The 18,996-nt window shown below is 40.7% G+C and carries 20 protein-coding genes and 1 pseudogene; 14 read left to right on the top strand and 7 right to left on the bottom strand.

What is annotated here, in order from left to right; all coding sequences use genetic code 11:
- The first annotated feature begins 33 nt into the window (after positions 1-33).
- The 9 genes from ACKTT2_RS34810 (at position 34) to ACKTT2_RS34850 (ending at position 7,733) form a co-directional block, all read left to right on the top strand.
- Positions 34-1,896, top strand: a complete 1,863-nt coding sequence (locus ACKTT2_RS34810; protein ID WP_407895416.1) for an aminopeptidase P family protein — start codon at positions 34-36, stop codon at positions 1,894-1,896.
- 207 nt (positions 1,897-2,103) lie between these two features.
- Positions 2,104-3,753: a hypothetical protein gene (locus ACKTT2_RS34815; protein WP_407895418.1), complete on the top strand. Its 1,650-nt coding sequence runs from the start codon at positions 2,104-2,106 to the stop codon at positions 3,751-3,753.
- 34 nt (positions 3,754-3,787) lie between these two features.
- A complete protein-coding gene (locus ACKTT2_RS34820; RefSeq protein ID WP_407895420.1) occupies positions 3,788-5,050 on the top strand; it encodes a BaiN/RdsA family NAD(P)/FAD-dependent oxidoreductase in 1,263 nt (420 codons plus the stop codon).
- 12 nt (positions 5,051-5,062) lie between these two features.
- A complete protein-coding gene (locus tag ACKTT2_RS34825) occupies positions 5,063-5,269 on the top strand; it encodes a hypothetical protein (protein ID WP_407895422.1) in 207 nt (68 codons plus the stop codon).
- Positions 5,218-5,412 carry a type II toxin-antitoxin system RelE/ParE family toxin gene (locus ACKTT2_RS34830; RefSeq protein WP_407895530.1) on the top strand — a complete coding sequence of 65 codons (195 nt, stop codon included), beginning with the start codon at positions 5,218-5,220 and terminating at the stop codon, positions 5,410-5,412. The genes ACKTT2_RS34825 and ACKTT2_RS34830 overlap by 52 nt, the downstream gene beginning before the upstream one ends.
- A complete protein-coding gene (locus ACKTT2_RS34835) occupies positions 5,405-5,698 on the top strand; it encodes a helix-turn-helix domain-containing protein (RefSeq protein WP_407895424.1) in 294 nt (97 codons plus the stop codon). Before ACKTT2_RS34830 ends, ACKTT2_RS34835 begins: the two co-directional genes overlap by 8 nt.
- A gap of 14 nt (positions 5,699-5,712) precedes the next feature.
- Positions 5,713-7,032, top strand: a complete 1,320-nt coding sequence (locus ACKTT2_RS34840; protein WP_407895426.1) for an SLC5/6 family protein — start codon at positions 5,713-5,715, stop codon at positions 7,030-7,032.
- 59 nt (positions 7,033-7,091) lie between these two features.
- Complete coding sequence (locus tag ACKTT2_RS34845) at positions 7,092-7,424, top strand: hypothetical protein (protein WP_407895428.1); 333 nt, start codon at positions 7,092-7,094, stop codon at positions 7,422-7,424.
- A gap of 48 nt (positions 7,425-7,472) precedes the next feature.
- Positions 7,473-7,733 (top strand): tyrosine-type recombinase/integrase, encoded by a 261-nt coding sequence (locus ACKTT2_RS34850; protein ID WP_407895430.1) that lies wholly within the window; start codon positions 7,473-7,475, stop codon positions 7,731-7,733.
- Positions 7,734-7,764: 31 nt separating this feature from the next.
- Here the strand turns inward: ACKTT2_RS34850 and ACKTT2_RS34855 are convergent.
- Positions 7,765-7,911: pseudogene (locus ACKTT2_RS34855) on the bottom strand (ribbon-helix-helix domain-containing protein); the annotation flags it as partial.
- A gap of 23 nt (positions 7,912-7,934) precedes the next feature.
- Positions 7,935-8,060, bottom strand: coding sequence for a hypothetical protein (locus ACKTT2_RS34860; RefSeq protein WP_407895432.1), 126 nt, complete (start codon positions 8,058-8,060; stop codon positions 7,935-7,937).
- A 106-nt stretch (positions 8,061-8,166) separates the two neighbouring features.
- Between ACKTT2_RS34860 and ACKTT2_RS34865 the strand changes: the two genes are divergently transcribed.
- Positions 8,167-8,763: a Uma2 family endonuclease gene (locus tag ACKTT2_RS34865; protein ID WP_407895434.1), complete on the top strand. Its 597-nt coding sequence runs from the start codon at positions 8,167-8,169 to the stop codon at positions 8,761-8,763.
- 645 nt (positions 8,764-9,408) lie between these two features.
- On the opposite strand, the gene ACKTT2_RS34870 is transcribed toward ACKTT2_RS34865, so the two are convergent.
- Positions 9,409-10,143 (bottom strand): 2-phosphosulfolactate phosphatase family protein, encoded by a 735-nt coding sequence (locus tag ACKTT2_RS34870; RefSeq protein ID WP_407895436.1) that lies wholly within the window; start codon positions 10,141-10,143, stop codon positions 9,409-9,411.
- A gap of 361 nt (positions 10,144-10,504) precedes the next feature.
- Between ACKTT2_RS34870 and ACKTT2_RS34875 the strand changes: the two genes are divergently transcribed.
- Positions 10,505-10,924 (top strand): BlaI/MecI/CopY family transcriptional regulator, encoded by a 420-nt coding sequence (locus ACKTT2_RS34875; protein WP_407895438.1) that lies wholly within the window; start codon positions 10,505-10,507, stop codon positions 10,922-10,924.
- Positions 10,924-11,763 carry a M56 family metallopeptidase gene (locus tag ACKTT2_RS34880; protein ID WP_407895440.1) on the top strand — a complete coding sequence of 280 codons (840 nt, stop codon included), beginning with the start codon at positions 10,924-10,926 and terminating at the stop codon, positions 11,761-11,763. The genes ACKTT2_RS34875 and ACKTT2_RS34880 overlap by 1 nt, the downstream gene beginning before the upstream one ends.
- A 15-nt stretch (positions 11,764-11,778) precedes the next feature.
- Here ACKTT2_RS34880 and ACKTT2_RS34885 read toward each other — a convergent pair whose 3' ends face one another.
- Positions 11,779-12,303, bottom strand: a complete 525-nt coding sequence (locus ACKTT2_RS34885) for a DUF421 domain-containing protein (protein WP_407895442.1) — start codon at positions 12,301-12,303, stop codon at positions 11,779-11,781.
- Between the two features lie 82 nt (positions 12,304-12,385).
- Positions 12,386-13,300 (bottom strand): SDR family oxidoreductase, encoded by a 915-nt coding sequence (locus tag ACKTT2_RS34890; protein WP_407895444.1) that lies wholly within the window; start codon positions 13,298-13,300, stop codon positions 12,386-12,388.
- Between the two features lie 629 nt (positions 13,301-13,929).
- Here ACKTT2_RS34890 and ACKTT2_RS34895 point away from each other — a divergent pair.
- Together ACKTT2_RS34895 and ACKTT2_RS34900 are read left to right on the top strand one after the other, a co-directional pair.
- Complete coding sequence (locus ACKTT2_RS34895) at positions 13,930-14,385, top strand: pentapeptide repeat-containing protein (RefSeq protein ID WP_407895446.1); 456 nt, start codon at positions 13,930-13,932, stop codon at positions 14,383-14,385.
- A 674-nt stretch (positions 14,386-15,059) separates the two neighbouring features.
- Positions 15,060-15,509 carry a CAAD domain-containing protein gene (locus ACKTT2_RS34900; RefSeq protein ID WP_407895448.1) on the top strand — a complete coding sequence of 150 codons (450 nt, stop codon included), beginning with the start codon at positions 15,060-15,062 and terminating at the stop codon, positions 15,507-15,509.
- A gap of 86 nt (positions 15,510-15,595) precedes the next feature.
- Here the strand turns inward: ACKTT2_RS34900 and ACKTT2_RS34905 are convergent, their stop codons facing one another.
- Positions 15,596-16,597: an S-layer homology domain-containing protein gene (locus ACKTT2_RS34905; RefSeq protein WP_407895450.1), complete on the bottom strand. Its 1,002-nt coding sequence runs from the start codon at positions 16,595-16,597 to the stop codon at positions 15,596-15,598.
- A gap of 113 nt (positions 16,598-16,710) precedes the next feature.
- Positions 16,711-18,432 (bottom strand): hybrid sensor histidine kinase/response regulator, encoded by a 1,722-nt coding sequence (locus tag ACKTT2_RS34910; protein ID WP_407895452.1) that lies wholly within the window; start codon positions 18,430-18,432, stop codon positions 16,711-16,713.
- Positions 18,433-18,996 lie beyond the last annotated feature (564 nt).

Raw genomic sequence — 18,996 nt, forward strand, 5'->3', positions numbered from 1 at the left:
AAGTACAGATAAATATATTAACTCTGATTATTCATGACGCCTTCAGACTTGTTAACGGCTCCAGCCTCTACCTCGCTCCAAGCGAAATTAACGAATTTACGTGTATTAATGGAAGAGTATCAGTTAGATGCTTACCTGATTCCCTCTGCTGACGAGCACTTAAATGAGTATTTACCAGAAGCAAAACAGCGACGAATGTGGCTCAGTGGCTTTACGGGTTCTGCAGGGGATTTTTTGGTAGGACGGGAATCGAGTTGGTTGTTTGTTGATTTTCGCTACCACGAACAGGCAGATCTAGAGATAGATCTATCTCAGGTTCAGGTCTCAAAATTGGGTGCGGAAGGGCATAAAACTTTGGTGGAAACGTTGGAAACTTTGGGACAAGAAGTTTCTGGTTTTCGCTTGGGTTTCGATCCATTTACTATTCCTGCCGAACAATATCGGACGTTTCAAGATAAACTAAAGTCTGCTGGTGTGGAATCAGTTCCAGTGGATAAGAATTTGGTGGATATCGTTCGTTCTCAAAGCCCTTGGGTGGAATCAGAACCTATTCCTACTTTGGGTGATTCTAAGGTATTTCACGTACCCAATGAATTTACAGGCGAAACAATAGAGAAGAAGTTGGATAGAATTAGGGAAGCAATGCGATCGCACAAAACAGATATCTTCCCTGTTACTAAGCTGGATCAACTAGCATGGTTGTTTAACTTGAGGGGTTGGGATATTCCTTACAATCCCGTCTTCATTGCTTATGCGATCGTCACTCTAAATGATGCATTTCTATTTACTAATTTAGCTCGTATTGATGCAGAAGTTCGGCAATCTTTGGAAGGCAGTGTCACTTTACTTCCCTACGAGAAATATACAGAAACTCTGAAAGCTTTAATTTCTCAAGAAAGCCAGAGCAAAGTCCTTTTAGACCCCAAACAGACAACAATGGGAACTTATCAATTAATAGATAAGAACAGAATTGTAGAAACTGCCAATCCTGTTGAAGGAATGAAAGCTCGAAAAAATGAAGTTGAAATCGAGCAAATGAAGGCGGCGAATCTCAAAGCAAGTCGCGGGATAGTCCGAACTTTAAAGTGGATATCCGAACAACTCGCAAGCTCAAAGCAATTGAGCGAGTTGGATGTTGCAAATGCGATCGCTCAATTCTACCAACAACAACCTGACTTTCAAGGATTAAGTTTTAATACAATCGCAGGCGCAGGAGCAAACAGTTCCATCGTTCACTACGGTACACCCAGTCCCGACGTATTGCTGAAAGACGGTCAATTCTTCTTACTTGACTCAGGGGCGCAGTATTTGGGAGGGACAACAGACGCTACCAGAACTATTATTGTAGGCGAGCCAACTCCCGAACAAATTTTACGTTATACCGAAGTTTTAAAAGCACACATTAACTGTGCCATGCAACGCTTCCCTAAAGGAACAACAGGCGTTCAACTCGATGGTATAACCCGAAGCACCATGTGGATGGAAGAACTTGACTACGGACATGGAACCGGGCATGGAGTTGGTGCTTTTTTAAACGTTCATGAAGGTCCTAATGGAATCAGTAAACGTGCCTCCGAACCCTTAGAACCAGGAATGGTAACGAGTATTGAACCGGGTTTTTACCTAGCAAATTGGGGAGGAATTCGGATAGAAAACCTCTATGTAGTCAAAAATCTAACTCCAGAAACCGAACTTCTAGCAGCTCCAAGTAAAACCCCTTGGTACGGCTTTGAATCACTAACATATGTTCCTTTCGAGAAACGCTTGATTGACGTAGATCGATTGGAACACAGACAGCGTGAGTGGTTAGAAAATTACAATACCGCTGTTGTAGAAAAGTTAACTCCCATTCTAGAGCCAAGCGAAGTAGATTGGCTAAAAGAAGCTGTCAACTGAAGGGAGCAAGCAGAGAAGCCGAGGTAATATAGCGCTCACTTGAATAAAGTACAGATTTATCCGCGTTCATCTGCTACAGGCTGCGGTTCCTTAATTATTTAGTATTGCACTAGGTAAGGCTATCCTTACATTAGATATTGGTGGGCTTTAGCCCTACCTACTAAATAATTAATACCCAATCCCCGAGTTCACCAATTCAAATTAGTTATGACCAAAACTGTATCTCCTGAATATCTAGAAGGATTAGAAAATGCACCTGATGAGGTGAAAGCAGCGATTCGCTTAGAACCTCGCGAACCAGAAACAGACCCAACTTTAGGAATTCCTGTTACAGTTAACAGACAGGGTAAACCAGCTCATCGTCTTGTAGCGATTGGCGACTCCCTAACCCAAGGCTTTCAAAGTGGAGCAATTTTTAATACCAAGTTTTCCTATCCCATGCTGATAGCCCGCGAACTTGGTTGTAGCGAGCAATTTCGCTGTCCTAACTACGACAGTCCAGGAAACGGCTTACCATTAAATTTAGAAAAGTTTGCTAAAGATTTAGGCGATCGCTTTCGGGTAGCTGATGGTATCAATGCAATAGACTTTGCTATGATACTGCCGTGGTTGAGAAAGTATCTTGATGCTAACGAAAAGTATTGGGAAGGGTGGGCTAAAAATTCTCTTCAGTCACCAGAAAAGGGATCGAGCGCTCATAATTTGGCCATGTATGGTTGGGATTTACGGAATACACTTTCTCGCACAGCCAAAACTGCTCGCGACATTATTCTTAATAATCCTTTCAAGGATGATGATGAGTTAAATTCTTTAAAACAAGTCCCCGAACACGCCAACGAAATCGCTACGTTACGGGTTTTAGATACAGCAAGGGATAAAAATGGAGAAGCTTTAACTCCTCTCGGTGCAGCAAAAGCTTTGAGCCAAGAAGGAGATGGAATTGAAACTCTCATTGTTGCTATTGGAGCAAACAATGCTTTAGGCAGTATTTTAACCTTCAAAGCAGTTTGGTCTGAAGCAGACTCTTATACTGATATGAGCGTAAACGATCGCTATACAGTTTGGCTACCCAGTCATTTCAAAGCTGAGTTAGACTTAATAGTAGAGCAGGTCAAGCAAATTAAAGCACGTCATGTAATTTGGGCTACAGTACCTCATGTTACGATTCCACCTTTTGTAAAAGGTATCAATCCCGCACAGGTAGGGAAAAAAGCTTCGCCCGGATCTCGTTATTACCCATACTACGTTCCCATTTGGTTGGATGAAAAAAAATTTGATGCTAAGCGCCATCCTCATCTGACTGCTAATCAAGCCAGAGCCATTGATAGCGCGATCGATAAATATAATGAATCTATAGTAGAAGCAGTACGGCAAGGACGACTCCAAGGAAAAGATTGGTACGTATTCGAGATGGTTTCATTATTAGACCGGTTAGCTTATAAGCGTTACCTAGTAGACGAAGATCGTGCAAATCGTCCGAGTTGGTGGACTCCATATAATTTACCTCCTGCTTTAGAGCAACTCAATCCAAAACCCGATACGCGATTCTTGATTTCTGATGCCAAAGGAAGACATCAAGGGGGATTGTTCTCGTTAGATGGCATTCATCCCACCACAATTGGCTATGGTATCATGGCGCAAGAAGTCATTAAAATTCTGGAACTAGCTGGAGTCGAGTTTTTTAATAGTCGTGGCGAAAAAAGATCTGGTTCAATTAAAATTAATTTTGCGCGTTTAATTCAGGAAGATTCTCTGATCTCCAAACCTCCAACCACCACAGCAGCCGTGCTAAATTTTGCAGGTTGGTTGGACAGCATGACTGGTATTATGTCGCAAATGTATAAATCTAATGTGTAATCAGGGAGTAGGGAGTAGGGAGTAGGGAGTAGCAGTGAAACCTTTAGTGGTAGTCGTTATAGGAGGAGGTGCGGCTGGTTTCTTTGGTGCAATTACAGCAGCCCAAGCAAATCCAAAAGCTCAAGTGATTTTACTTGAAGCCAGTCGTCACCCTTTAAATAAAGTTTTAATCTCTGGTGGTGGACGTTGCAACGTAACTCATGCCTGTTTTGAACCATCAGGATTAGTGCAAAATTATCCTAGAGGCGGAAAAGCAATGCTTGGTGCTTTCACTCGCTTTCAAGCTAAGGATACAGTGAGTTGGTTTGCTAATCGAGGAGTTCCTCTAAAAACTGAAGCAGATGGTAGGATGTTTCCCATCACCGATAGTTCGGAAACAATTGCCAATTGTTTGATGAAAACAGCAAAAGCATCTGGGGTAGAATTGCGTACCGAACAAACAGTTGTTTCTGTGAATGTAACAGGCGATAAGCTGGGTACAGCTTGCGCTAAGAGCGATCGCTTTAAAATTGTTCTCAAGTCTGGAGAGAATTTGGAATGCGATCGCTTATTGATTGCAACAGGAAGCAGCCCGGTAGGTTACAGATTAGCTAAAGATTTAGGACACACTGTTGAACCACCAGTTCCTTCTTTATTCACCTTTAATATTCGCGACCAAAAATTCAGAGAGTTAGCTGGTGTTAGCGTTGAATCTGTACGTTTATCGTTAACTGTACCAGATAAACCCTCCATAGAACAACTAGGACCAATATTGATCGCGCATTGGGGTTTAAGCGGTCCTGCTGTCCTAAAACTGTCTGCTTGGGGTGCAAGAGTGTTACACTCTAACAACTACAAAGCCACTTTACACGTTAATTGGCTACCCCATTTTAAGACAGAAGAAGTACGACAAAAAATTTTAGCAGTAAAAAACGAATGGGGGAAGCGGGCGATGTCCTTGCATCGTGGAGTGGATTTGCCTCATCGGCTTTGGCGGTATATAATTTCTCGTATTGGGATTGCTCCTGAAATGCGTTGGGCAGAACTTCCCAGTAAAACACTAAATTTATTAGTCCAAGAACTGACTAAAGGACAATTTTTAATTGATGGTAAAGGAGTTTTTAAAGAAGAATTTGTGACTTGTGGTGGTGTTAACCTTAAGGAAGTTAATTTTAAAACAATGGAAAGTAAGTTAGTTCCGGGACTTTATTTTGCAGGAGAAATCTTAGATATAGATGGGATCACTGGTGGATTTAATTTTCAAAGTGCTTGGACAACCGGGTATTTAGCAGGTCAAGCCATATCGTCTGTTATGTAGATTTTGATATAAATGACAGATAAGCGTATTCCGGCAAAGTTTTATCAAAATGAAAATGGTAAAGAACCAGTTCGTAATTGGTTAAAGGATTTGAGCCAAGAAGAGCGACGTTTGATTGGAACTGATATTAAAACAGTTGAGTTTGGTTGGCCTATTGGGATGCCTATTTGTCGCTCGATGGGCTATTTGAGATTCGTACTGATTTACCTCAAGGTATAGCTCGCGTACTATTTTGTATTTATCAAAATCAAATGGTCTTACTTCATGGATTTGTTAAAAAGTCCCAGAAAACACCTAAAAAAGAATTGGATTTAGCTTTAGAGCGCAGGCAAAAATTAAAATGGGAGGTGGAGAATGAATAATAATCCGTATATTGGTTCATCGTTCGATGATTTTCTTAAAGAAGAAGGGTTGCTTGAAGAGATTAATTTGATTGCTGTGAAGCGAGTCATTGCGTGGCAGATTGAACAGGCAATGGAACAAAAGAATTTAACCAAGACAGAAATGGCAGCGCAGATGCAAACTAGTAAGTCGTCTCTCGATCGACTTTTAGATCCAGAGGATGTATCTGTAACCTTAGAAACAATTGAACGTGCTGCTAGAGCCGTTGGTAAACGAGTACATTTTGAACTAGTAGACGCTGAATAATCTATGAGAATATAATGAACATCTCTGAAAATCGAAAACTAAGTATTTTCTCTTTAGCAACATTACTGGTATCTGCCCATTATGGATTGGGGTTTCTTCTAGGAACTGGTGAAAAAGCTGTGTCTTCAGGAGTTATGGGTAGTTTGTATGCAGTTTCTGTTGGATTGGGATCGATCGCTAGCTTAGCACTTGCAAAATTCTACTGGACACAAATCGAGCAAATTTGGACGTTACTGGGAAACCGTTATGGAAATTTGGTGAAGGTTGGCGTTGGCTTAATGTCATGGATGTCATTTATTGGTATTAGTGCTGTCCAAATTATTGCTGCTGCTTCCATTCTTGCTGTGATGGGAGTAGGTAAATTAACCACTATGGTGACGGTGACATTGTTATTTTGGATTCTCTCATTACTAGCAGTTGAGAAAGCAAGTTGGTTGTTTCGTGGATTGCTCTTGCTCAACATTTTAGGGCTAGTTTACGCATTATGGGTATTGAATGGTATACAAAACTACGTACAAGCACCCTTGGAATTTATTTCCTCTTTGCCTCAAATTAGTATCGCTGAAGTTATTGGTGTTTCCCTCTCCACAACATTGTTGGTAGCGATCGATATGAAATGTCACCAATATATGGTGCAAGCTATAGATGTACGTACTGTTTATCTCGGTTGTACCCTCGCTGCAATAGCAATAATTGCCTTAGCTTTTCTTCCTTCTACTGTAGTTATTGCCGCTCAAAATGCTGGAATTTTACCTACTAATTTAGATGCCAAAGAAGTTGTTCCCTACATTTTGTCTTGGGTTGGTCATGGAACAAATCAACCTCTAGGAGTCTTTTTAATTGGAGTTTTAGCTGTTCCATCTTTGGGTTTGGGTAGCAGTGTGTTGCGGGTGCAAACCAAAACCATGTTGGACTTACAGATATTGCCTAAATTTCAGGGAAATAAAATCTTAATTGCAGCCATAAATGCTTTGTTTGCTTTAGCGATCGCTCTTAAGGGAGGAGAAATTATTGGTTTAATTCTCTTGTTTTACACTGCTTACCTTTCTGCTGTGTGGGTTCCTTGGAGTGCGTATTTACTAAATCACATAAAGTTTTATACTTTTTCTGATTTTAGTGTCAGGCTGTCTTTAGCACTAGGAAGTCTCTCAGCCCTCATAACTCTAAGCGTTATCCTCTACCAACCCAATGCCGTTTTTTGGGGAAGTGGAGAATTGACCATTATGATTGTCGCTATGGGTTGTGGGGGTATTAGTTTATTATTCGGTCAGCTAGCTGATAGCTTGAATACCATCTCATCTGTCTTGAAAAAGGGAGTAGGGAGTGGGGAGTAGCGAGTAGGGGAGTTGCAGCTAGGGGCTGTTTCTTGATTTTAGTAAGACAATATAATTTTATGTTAACAGATTCTAACACTTCTGTTGTGATGCCTGTTTACTACCAAGTGGCTTTACGTCAAGGAACTCAGTGGGCTTTTATACACGGAGAGACGTTTTACAATCCTTTTAATTTGCCACGATTTCCGATCGAGGATACATTTGTCGGTTTTGGAACCTCTATGACAAAAGTAGCAAAAGAGTTTTTCAAAATCAATGGCGGCAAAGAAGGATATTATTTAGCTAATCTTATGGACAAAAAATATTACTACTGTGGCAAGTATCCTTTTGATGTGAAAGTCAAATTACTTGAGTTAGGCATCGGTAAACCTGACCCATTTGTTGACTGTTGAAAGACTATCCTATTAATCCGACAGTTTCTTTTTTTTTGAAAAAATTCCATGTCCCTCCACACCCTAAATCCCAAATTTAAACGTCAGTCCAACAGAGAATATCGCAGCCGCGAAAATTTAGAGATTGACGAAATTATCTCATTAATCGAAGCCGCAGGTAGTCGGGGCAGGTACAAAGAACGCGATCGCACTTTGCTTTTATTAATGTTCAGACACGGACTCCGAGCCAGTGAAGCCGCCACTCTTAAGTGGGATGCTGTCATGATTAAAACTAAAAAGCTACGTGTCAATCGTTTGAAGGTAGTGTAGACAGATCTGCACTAACTAATTTTGGCACATTTTATTCTGCAATTGGACGCTTGTCATATTTAATAAACAAATCATTTAACGCTTCAATGACTAAATCCTGAACGCTCGAATTTTGGTCTAAGGCAATTTGCTTCAACTGTTTTGAGGTTTCTGGTGACACAAATGCACCTAGCGCTTTCTTACCTTGACGACTGTGCGGTCTTACTGATTTACCACTATTGGCTGGACTTCCTCTGGTGTGGAGGCAAGTGCGGGTTTTATCTTCTCTGCTTTTGCGGCTTGTTGGAGTTTGCTAGCTCGTTGGGATATTTTCTTCTCTGTCGCCATGTCTACACGCCTGCACGTATACAAATTTCTGCTTTTTAGTATAATGCGTAGTCACAAGTTTTCTACAATTTGTAAAATATCAAAATAGATGCCATGGATTAATTTTATGGATATTTCACTTTTAGACCGTGCTGTAGAAGAAAAACTAGTCACTCTAACAGATGTGACCTGGGAGCAATTTAAAGGAATTGAGGCACAACTCATCGATAATCGCAGTGTGCGCCTATCTTATTTATCAGGAATTTTAGAAATTATAGCTCCTATTGCTGAAGAACATGAAGAAGTGAAAACAACTCTCGGTTATTTACTAGAAATTTATATAAGAACGTTGGGTATCCGGTTTTATGGACGTGGAGGTTATACCTTACAAGCACCGGGTTATGCCTCTGGGACACCCGATGAATCTTACAGTATTGGCACAAAAAAAGAAGTCCCTGATATCGTCATTGAAATCATTGTTACCAGTGGCACCATTAACAGAAAGGAATTATACAAACCAAAACAAGTTCCCGAAATTTGGTTCTGGAAATCTGACACCATTAGAATATTTCGTTTAAATTCCTCTGGGGAATATGAGGAAGTTGAGCGTAGCAGCTTCTTCCCCAATCTCGACCCAAATGTGTTACTACAGTATATTGCTATGCCCGACCAGTATGATGCTGTTCTAGAATTTGAACAGTTTCTCAGGGAACAACTCCCCTAAATTTAGTTGCAATCTGAAAAATTTGGATTTTTGAAGTTGTAAATTTATACGCCGGACTCACATATCAATTTTGACACTTTCTGTACCTCCCGCTAGATAAATTGGACGGCGGGAGACAGATTGCCGAATCATTGGTGATTATTTTTGCGGGTTGGTCGGGATGGCGACCTACCTCAACTTCAAATCCCAAGCGCTGTAGGGTAGACGCCGAGATACGTATCTCGGCGTCTACCCTAAATCTCCCGATAAATTGGGGGACTTTTAAGAGTATTTTCCCCGCTTTTTAAGGCATGCCTGTTTCATTCGCTCAGAACAGGATTTTGTCAAGAGTATCAGCCAAAAATTTTAGGGAGTCGGCCATCGAAAAATTACTACTTCAACGAGTAAACTTAAGTGCGATAAGCCGAAGGCTTTCAGCTCCGCTTATCGCCTGGTTCATCAAAAAATTAAGTTTTTGAACTACCTGATTTCTTTGATTGATACGCTTGTAAATTATGGACTTTTAGGGAATGAAACAGCCCTGCTTTTTAAGGAGGGCTAGGGGGGATCGCGATCCCAACGGTGACTTTACAAACATCCTCTAACAATTCTGTTCAATGTTGGGTTTCGTTCCTCAACCCAACCTACGCAATATATGATGTATGCTTAAAAGCTCTTTAAAACTCCAGGTTTTTCTTGCATGGGTAAAACATCTAGAATATCCTCTTGAGAGCAATACTTCAGGTCTTCATGGCATTCTAGACGTAACAGGCGTTTGCCATGACTGGCGTGATGGAATAGCCCAAGTAAGTTATCTTGCCATTGGGAGTAAAGAGCGATCGCACTCACCACTTCATCATTACCAGCAACCTCATCAGGTGACAGCTTTGTATGTTGTAAAACGCTGTGAGCAATTGCACCCGCACAAGCAGTATCTTCCAGAGAAAAACTCCCTTCCCAACCCGATCCAACAATCCAAACAGTTTCTGGCTGTTTTTCTACAAGGTGTTGCACTACTGCAGCGCGGTTAACAAACGCAGCCGTCAGTACAGTTCTAGCATTTTGTATTCTTTGTAACGTCCGAGTGCCATTAGTAGTACTAATGAACAAACGCCTTCCCCGTACTAACTCCGGCGTACAGTCTAGAGGAGAGTTACCCAAATCAAAGCCAGGGACTTTCCCACCACCCCGTTCTCCTGCTCGCAAGCGTTTTTCAGGAGGCCATTTTTCACTCTCTGTCATCAGTTTATCCAAATCGCTAAAAGCTTCGATAGCTTCGCCTCCCGCAGACAAGACTGTCGCTATTGTAGTCGTGGCTCGCAACACGTCTACTGCGATCGCGCATTCTGGGACTTCATGTGCTGGAGTAGACTCTGGGGTATGGTAAATGTATAGCTTCACGGGTTTGGTACGCCTGATTTAATAATGATTTATACTCATGACAAACATTCTAACTAGTGTATGCACTAGCCATAATTAATAATGGAGGTAAATCTAAGGAAGTATCCATTGGAAATTCCTATTGCGAGCGCAAGAAAAACTTATCAATGGAAAGATAGCGGTAATCTAAAGAGAGATACAAACAGCTTGAACAAGTTGTGTTTGGCTTAAATATAGAGAACCAAAACCCATGCTTTAGGTCAGACACCCATCATGGGAATAACCTACAACCAAAAACAAAAACGTCTCTTTCCTAGTCCCTAATCGCCAATCCCCAGTCCCCATTTTCCAGATAGATGTCCTATTAAAAATTCAAATCGACATGGCACCACTACCTAACTACCGCCCCAAACAACTGTCTTTAGGTCCCTTAGAAGCAGAAATTTTGAGTATTATTTGGGAACTCAATTCGGTTACAGTTAAGGATGTACACGATCGCATTTTAGCCGATCCTAACCGAGAGTTAGCATATACGTCGGTAACTACAGTGTTGCGACGCCTTACAGACAAAGGTTGGCTAGCTTGCGACAAAAAAGGGCGAGCGTTTTATTGGCGACCTCTAGTCACAAAACAGCAGGCAGAAATGATTCGAGCACACGAGCAGCTACGACGATTTTTAGCGGTAGGAAACCCCGATGTCATTGCTGCTTTTGCTGATAGTCTTGATGAAGCTGCTACCGAGCAAATACAAGCGATCGCAAAACGCATTCAAGCCGCACGCCAAGCCAGGGAGGAGAAATAATGCATCTTTTGATAATTCTATCTGCTTTAACAGTTGCTTATTGGATGAGGTCTCAATCGACCAAAATCCAAGGTAACTGGAATGAGCGATGGCAAAAAACGCTCTTTTTATTTCTCTTTCCCCCATTGCTCATTTTGATGACGGATATTGCTCTACTGTGCATGGGACCCCAAGGCAAAATGGGCGGTTTGCAGACGGGTTGTTTTGGTTATTTTGTCGCATTAAGTACTCTTGCTTTTATTGCCATTTCATGCATTAAACTAGCAGTAGAAGGATGGCAATCCATTAAGTCTACCCGCAATTGTCTTCCAATGAATATTGCAGGTCAGCAAGTGAGAATTCTCAACACAAGAGCACTATTTGCTGGTCAAATTGGATTTTGGCAGCCTCACCTCGTCTTAAGTGAAGGACTGTTACAAACTCTGACCCCAGAGCAATTAGAAACAGTCTTTGCTCACGAGCAAGGACATTTCTACTACCGAGACACATTTTGGTTTTTTTGGTTGGGATGGGCGCGTTTTTGCACCGCTTGGTTACCCAATACAGACGCTCTATGGCAAGAATTACTAACATTACGCGAACTACGAGCGGATACATATGCTGCATCAAGAGTAGACCCACTACTGCTAGCAGAATCGCTGTTACTAGTCGCTAGTACTCCATCTGTATCTTCAGAAATATGTTGTGCGGCATTAGGTTCGAGCAGTACCGAGCGTTTGGAACAGAGAATAGAAGCTTTGCTAGAAGAACCACAGCCCATTCCCCAATCAAACTTTCAATTGTGGCAAAGCTTCCTTCTAGCGTTTTTACCTATGATTACTGTTATATTTCATACTTAATAACCCGGTCATTGGTCACTGGTCACTGGTCACTGATGAAGACTCATAGGTAATGACACTAATACTTCCATCAGCCTCGATATACGCTCTTTTGACATCAGAAAGCAATTCCACTCCTTGTTGACGTAATTTGCTCATCAATTCATCGTGCGTAATCAGTTCCCTTTGTAAATTGCGATCGAGTAACTTGCCATACCTAACTAACAGTAGCGGAGGCGGATTTAAAAAGAGTTGAAATTTTGGGTATTTATAACCTAACCAATTTAAAAAATAACTCCAGAAAATGACGGTTCCTACTAGAATTCCTCCTTCAGTGATTGATGAATAATTACTAGCCATAGCATTTTGAGCGGCTTCAGCAAATAGCACGACTACAAGTAGATCGGCAATTCCTAGCGTTCCTACTTGTCTGCTGGGCATTACACGTAAAACGGAAAAGAGGGATAGGTAAACGAGTGTTCCGCGCAAAACAAGTTCGAGAACAGAAACGCTAGGAATAAAAACTTCTTGCCAATTGATGTGGAATAATAACTTATACATTTGTTGTAGCGATAAATAAAGATATAACTCTAAATCATTCCTCAAAAATCTTAATTTTGGTGGGCATTGCCCACCCTACGGATTACAAACTCCAAGACCGGGCTTGGTCGCTGAAGTCACCCTCAATTTTGTCAAAACCTTGAATGGGTTCAAACAAATTGTCAGGAGCAGTTTCTGACTTTGGTTGATTTGTCTTCTGTCCGCTAAATGCTGTCATTGCCATGTATGCATCTACCAAGCTTGGTGAAATTCTTTGAGCTAAAAGAATAACCTTGCCAGCATCACCGACAACAACATCGCGTTTTGGATGCTCAGCCGCCTCAACAATGGCTTTAGCAACAAGGCTAGGTTGATAAATAGGAGGTACACCTACTGGTTTTACTCCTAGCTTTGTACGTGCTTTGTCAAACAGAGGTGTATTAATTGAAGCTGGCATGACGTTTGTAACACTAATGGGTACCTTTTCGTGCATCAACTCAACGCGAAGCGATTCCAAGAAGCCGTCAATACCATGTTTGGCAGCAGCATAAGCACTTTGTAATGGCAAACTCCGTCTTGCTTCAACTGAAGAAACATGAATTAACGCTCCACGCCCTTCGCGTTTGATATGTGGTAGCGCCGCCATTGCACCGTGTACTTGTCCCATCAAGTTAACGTCAACAATTCGTTTGAATTCCAGAGGCGTTGTCACTTCAAAAGCAGCGTAGAGTTCTACTGCGGCATTGTGTACCCACGTATCAATTCGCCCGTAAACTTCAATCGCTTTGTCTACGATCGCTTTCACTTCATCAAATACTGTAACATCGGCAACAACGGCTGTTGCATCGCCACCCATATTTTGGATTTCTTCCACTAAAGACTCTAACCCCGGTTGACTACGAGCAGCAATGACTACCTTTGCCCCTCTACTAGCAAATTGAAGAGCTGCAATGCGACCGATACCGCTTGAAGCTCCGATGACAACTACAACTTGCTGATTTATCGGTTTGAGTTGCACTGTTCTTACTCCTTAAACTGAAGACCCTATTACTCAGGTAAATCCGAGCTAGCTTAAATCTCATCAGTCGCTAGGTGAATCAATTGCGATTGACTTCTATGACTTTTGGTCTGAGAACAACGTTGATTTGTAGTTACCTCGAACCGCCATTCGATTACTTAAACAAGTAGGTGGGGCTATGCCCTGCAAAGCGCTTTGGTGGGCAGTGCCTACTGTCTGGAAAAGAACAACATCGATTTGTAGTTAATTATGACCACTGCAGGTAACGGACGCACTTACAAGTGTCACTTGTCACCAAGCACTGGTTAGCGATCGCTGTTAAGCTCTGAGAAATAACTCTACTTAAGTTACATAAGAAACTACTTTGGGAAATCAAAATGTCCTTCTTAAAACAGAAAATGATTAATAACTTCAGGCAGACTTCATCGCTGATTGTAGTTGTTACTATCTTTAGGAGTAATGAAAACTAGGGCTCATTACATAGTGACCAGGGTAGCGGTTAAATACAATGATGATTTAGATCGCATCTTATGTGTGATGTCAATCTACCATCGAAAGAAAATTGAGAAGATAATAGATTTGTGAGGAGAAAAAAAGAAGTGATTTGTAATAGGAAGGGGGAAAATGTAATGAAAACGAAGCTTCTCGCTACTCTTGCGATCGCAACGCCCCTGCTCTTTGCTAGTTCAGTTAGTGCTGCAAATCCGCAGCAAGTACAGAAACTACTAGAAACCGGAGAGTGTAGGAAGTGTGATTTATCTTACGCTAATCTTAAAGGTTCTCACCTAATTGGTGCTGATTTAAGAGATGCAAATCTCACTGGAGTAAATTTAAAGGATGCAAATCTTGAAGGTGCTGACTTAACTGGTGCGAATTTGGCAGGTGCTAACCTATCGTCAGCTTTTGCAACAAACGTAAATTTCAAGGAAGCCAATCTAAATAGAGTTAATTTTGCAGGAGCTAAGATTTACGACTCTAACGTGCATGGTGCATCAATGGAGGATCTTAACATTACCAATGCTGAAATCTTCAATACGGGCATTGGTATTGGTGGAGATAGTAGCGAAATTCCCGATTGGGACTAAAGAATTTCCAAGAAATAAGTTATCCATCTTGTGGGACGGGCGAGGACGCCCGCCCCATATTAGTAGCGGAATAAAAGCCTATCTCACAAGGAATTTAGGGAGATTTTTTATTTGGAAGTCCATGAAGAGGAATCGGGGAGCGAGATTTACCTTTGTAGGTAAGCAATGCCTTATGCCCTACAGTACTTAAAATTGTTTGTGAATGATTTAGGTTTGCTAAAAAGTATATTTGATAACTTTTTTTCAGTATAAAAACTCATAAAAATTCCTAAATAGAGCCTGAGAGCTTAAAATAACTTAAATATCGGGTAAAATCGGCATTTAGATTTGTATAAACTAAGAAGTGAACCGATTTTAGTACGATTTGTACTGAAACGGGTCCTCCTCTTGGCGATAGTACCGCAAGTAGTAACCTTACAATCAGGATTCTATTTCGTGAAATAACGAACCGTAGAGTAATGATTTCAAACTACCCACTAGGTTATTACAGTCACAATATGCGATCTTTCTACCTTGGAGTTGATGAACTGCTGATAGAGGGACAACTATGGTTATAGGCAACTAAAAACTCTCGTTGTTACCAAAATCAGTTGTGTCGATGCGCTGGTGTATCGCTTAGACAACAACCTTTTGGTTGTAACTGTCCGGATAAAAGTAAATAAACTTTGAAAACTATGGAAGCGGAAATGCAACAACCAGAAATTGTGGAAACAAAGTCTTCAGAGGCAACAGTGCCAAATATCAACAACCAACCTGGAACCATAACCAAAATCCAGCCTACAGCGCAGTCTCAAGAGCAATGGCTAAAATATGGAGAACAAGCTTCTAGCTTTTTGGCATCATTGCCTGAATACCTGGGAGGATTTTTTAACAAATACAAACAACCTCTCATCGTTGTTGGTTTAATCGTAGCAGCAATTGTGAGCGTCAAGGTCGTTCTGGCAGTCTTAGATGCTCTCAATGATTTTCCTTTAGTAGCGCCAACCTTTGAATTGATTGGTATTGGTTACTCTGCTTGGTTTGTCTACCGCTATTTGCTAAAAGCTTCAACCAGGCAAGAATTAACTGGTGAAATTGAAACACTGAAGTCACAAGTTGTAGGCAAAGAAGGTTTAGAAGGGTAAGAAATTGTTAGTTGTTAGTTGTTAGTTGTTATACCGATCGCTAATCATCAACCACTAACCACTAACAGCCCTTTCTTTAAACTCTACTAGGGCAAGGTCACAACATTTTGAGATTTAATGGGTTGTAACCTTCCCGTTCTTACTAAAGCTTGATGAATCATAGCAGCTACCTCGGCGCGGGTAGCTTCTTTATTTGGAGCAAGAAACTTTGCGTCTGGATAGTTAACTACAATACTATTTTCAGTGGCAGCTGCCACTTTAGCGATCGCATACTGAGGAATTTCTTTTACGTCCTCATAGACACTTAAAACCTGCTCTGAGGGGGAAGATTGTTTCAAATTTAATCCACTTGCAATAGCAACTAGCACCTGTACTCGAGAAATTTTCTGTTGTGGTTTGAATGTTTTGTCTGGATAACCTTTTAGAAATCCCGCACTAATAGCTCGATCTATAGCAGGGGCTGCCCAATATTGTTCTGATATATCTTCAAATGAGAGTCCTTTACTACGTACTTTTGTATTAAAGGATTGTTGCAGCATGGTAGCAAATTCAGCACGGCTAACGGGCTGATTTGGTCTAAAAGAATAATCGGGAAAACCTTTGATAATTCCTCGAGAAGAAAGTTTGTCAATAAAGCGACGCCCCCAAAAGTCACTTGGTACGTCTGTGAATGCAATTGGAGGGGGGATGGTTGGTAATTTTTCTGCGGGCGTAACTGCGCGATATTCTTCTACAGCATAGACATCAGGAGAAACTAACAAAGGTGCTTGTGCTTGTGGCGATTCCTTTGGAACTGTTTGGTCAACGGTCGGTAACTTATCTTCAGGGATTGCTTCTTGAGGTACTAATGGAGTTTTGGCAGGTTCATTACCCCGTGGAACGAGTTGTTCTGGTGGAATGCTTAAGCTTGGAGAAGCTGAGGTTGTGGGCAATGGTAATTGTAGCCCATTGATATTCCAACCAGAGTCTCCCTTACGAGAAAATGACCAGAATAGAATGACTCCAATAGTAGCAAAGGCAACTAAGATGCCAATGAATTCATCAAAGCCAAGGGGATTCGATTGCGATGACTTCGGATCGGGAGACATATTTTGTTATAGGTTAAACTAAAATGAATACACTCATCAAGGTTGGGCATGGGGAATAGGGCAAAGCAAACGCATTATTGAAATTAATGAAAAACGTAAATCCTTGATAAGGATTAATATATAGCATCCCGAAGCGATGAGCATATGCGGGAAAGTTCCTTCACTAATGTATCTGGATCGATAGGCTTGGAAAGGTGCATCTGAAATCCTGCGTCTAGAGCTTGTTTTTGATTGTATTCTCCCGCATAAGCAGTCAGCGCAACTGCTAGCATTTGACCTCCCTTTTCTGGTGGCAAAGCCCGGATCTGACTCATTAACATATAGCCATCTATATCTGGCATACCAATATCACAAACCAAAAGATCGGGGACTGATTTCTCTACGATCGTGAGTGCGTCAGTGGCTGATTTTGCACTACAGACCTCAGCCCCTGCTTCTTCTAAAATAAAAGCAACTAATTCTCGAATATCGGCTTCATCATCTACTATCAAAATTCTCAATCCTAAAAGTGAAGGGTGAGGAGTGGAGTTTAAGGCGTAGAAATCTTCAAAATCTACAAGTCGATCTCGAGAATCTTCTCTGACAATAGGCAATTTAACAGTAAATGTTGCTCCTTGTCCCTCTCCTTGGCTATGGGCTGTTACTAAACCACCATGCATTTCTGTTAAGTATCTTACAATAGCTAACCCCAAGCCTAGTCCACCAAATTGACGAGTGGTACTGCTGTTCTCTTGTCGGAAATACTCAAATACATGGGGTAAAAATTCGGGATTAATGCCCTTACCAGTGTCTGTAATACTAATTTGGGCGTAACTACCAGACACAGAAGATCCCTCATTCCCTACTTCGACTCTTTCTAATCGGACTTCTACCCGTCCTCCATTAGGTGCGAATTTAATAGCGTTGGAAAGTAAATTCCAAAAGACTTGTTGCAAACGATTTGCATCTCCTGATATTAACCCTACATGAGGAGCTAAAATAGTATGAATTTGAATAGATTTCGCTTGTGCTGCTAACTGTACTGTTTCGATCGCAGCTTCTATTGTTGAGATTAAATTAACGGGATTGATATTTAAGACTAACTTGCCACGTAAAATGCGAGATACATCTAACAAATCTTCCATAAGTTGTGCTTGTAACTTGGCATTACGCTCGATTGTTTCCAAAGCACGGTCAGTTGCTATGCGATCGTACTGACCAGTTCTTAACATTTTTGCCCAGCCCAATATTGGGTTGAGGGGCGAGCGCAATTCGTGGGACAGTACTGCTAAAAACTCATCTTTAATTCTATTAGCCGATTCAGCTTCATCCCGTGCAGCCCGTTCCCGTTGTAAAAGTTCTAAGCGTTCTTGCTCATCTTTTTTCCGCTGAGTAATATCTCGGAAATAAATCGCTAAACCTTGTTCAAAAGGACTTGCTCGAACTTCCAACCATATATTGTAATAAGGGAAAAATTCCTCAAAATTTACAGCTACTCGTTCGGCGAGCGATCGCTTACATTCTCTTTCAAATTCCGTTCCTTTACTATCTGGAAACACCGCCCATATTTCTTTCCCTAACAAATCTTCTGGAGTTTTTTGCATTAGTTTTGCGGCTTCGGAATTGACGTAAATACAACTGCATCTGCGATCTACAGCAACAAAGCCATCAGTAATACTCTCCAGAATACTCCCAATATTTATATATGCTGTTTTTTTCTTAACATATAACTGCTGCTTGCGAGTTATTTGTTTCTTATGCAATTCGACTAATTTAGAATGAGTTCGCATGATATCTGCCTTATTGCTATTATCAGCAAATGCATCTTCAATGGATTTTGCTTGATTTTTATTCACTGCTTCCTTTCCTCTTCCAGCTATATTTCTTTATAGAAAATATTCGGCGATCTTTTGGCATATTCAATAGATTATTGAAGTTTTTCACTGCTTAATACTCCTTTCATCATCAATCATCAAATTTCAATTCATTAAATTAAAAAATATTTCTGGATGACACAACCATAAATTTTATAGAGTTAGTATACTTCATCTAAACATATATTTTATACTTTATATAATAATTTATATGTCATAATTTAGATTTTTATTATTTGTTAGATAACATTTTAATATAGCAATCCTAAATCATTTATAAACAATTTCATGTACTGTAGGGTGGGCATTGCTAACCCTACGTGTATTTTGCAAATCAGATAGGATTGCTATAGTTTAGTTTTTTATAGCTTTGACTCAAACTCAATTGAGTTCTACAAGTATCATATACCATAAAAAATAATGTGTACGCTAAAAAATATTTTTTATAAAAAATAGCATTGACTTTATTCCCTTTGAAATTGAATTACAAAAATTTGATATGCTCGGTAATAATCAGAAATAAAAAGAAAAACGCGGTAAGTCACT

The sequence above is a fragment of the Scytonema hankhaensis NUACC26 genome (genome assembly GCF_045865695.1).
Taxonomy (GTDB): Bacteria; Cyanobacteriota; Cyanobacteriia; order Cyanobacteriales; family Nostocaceae; genus Scytonema.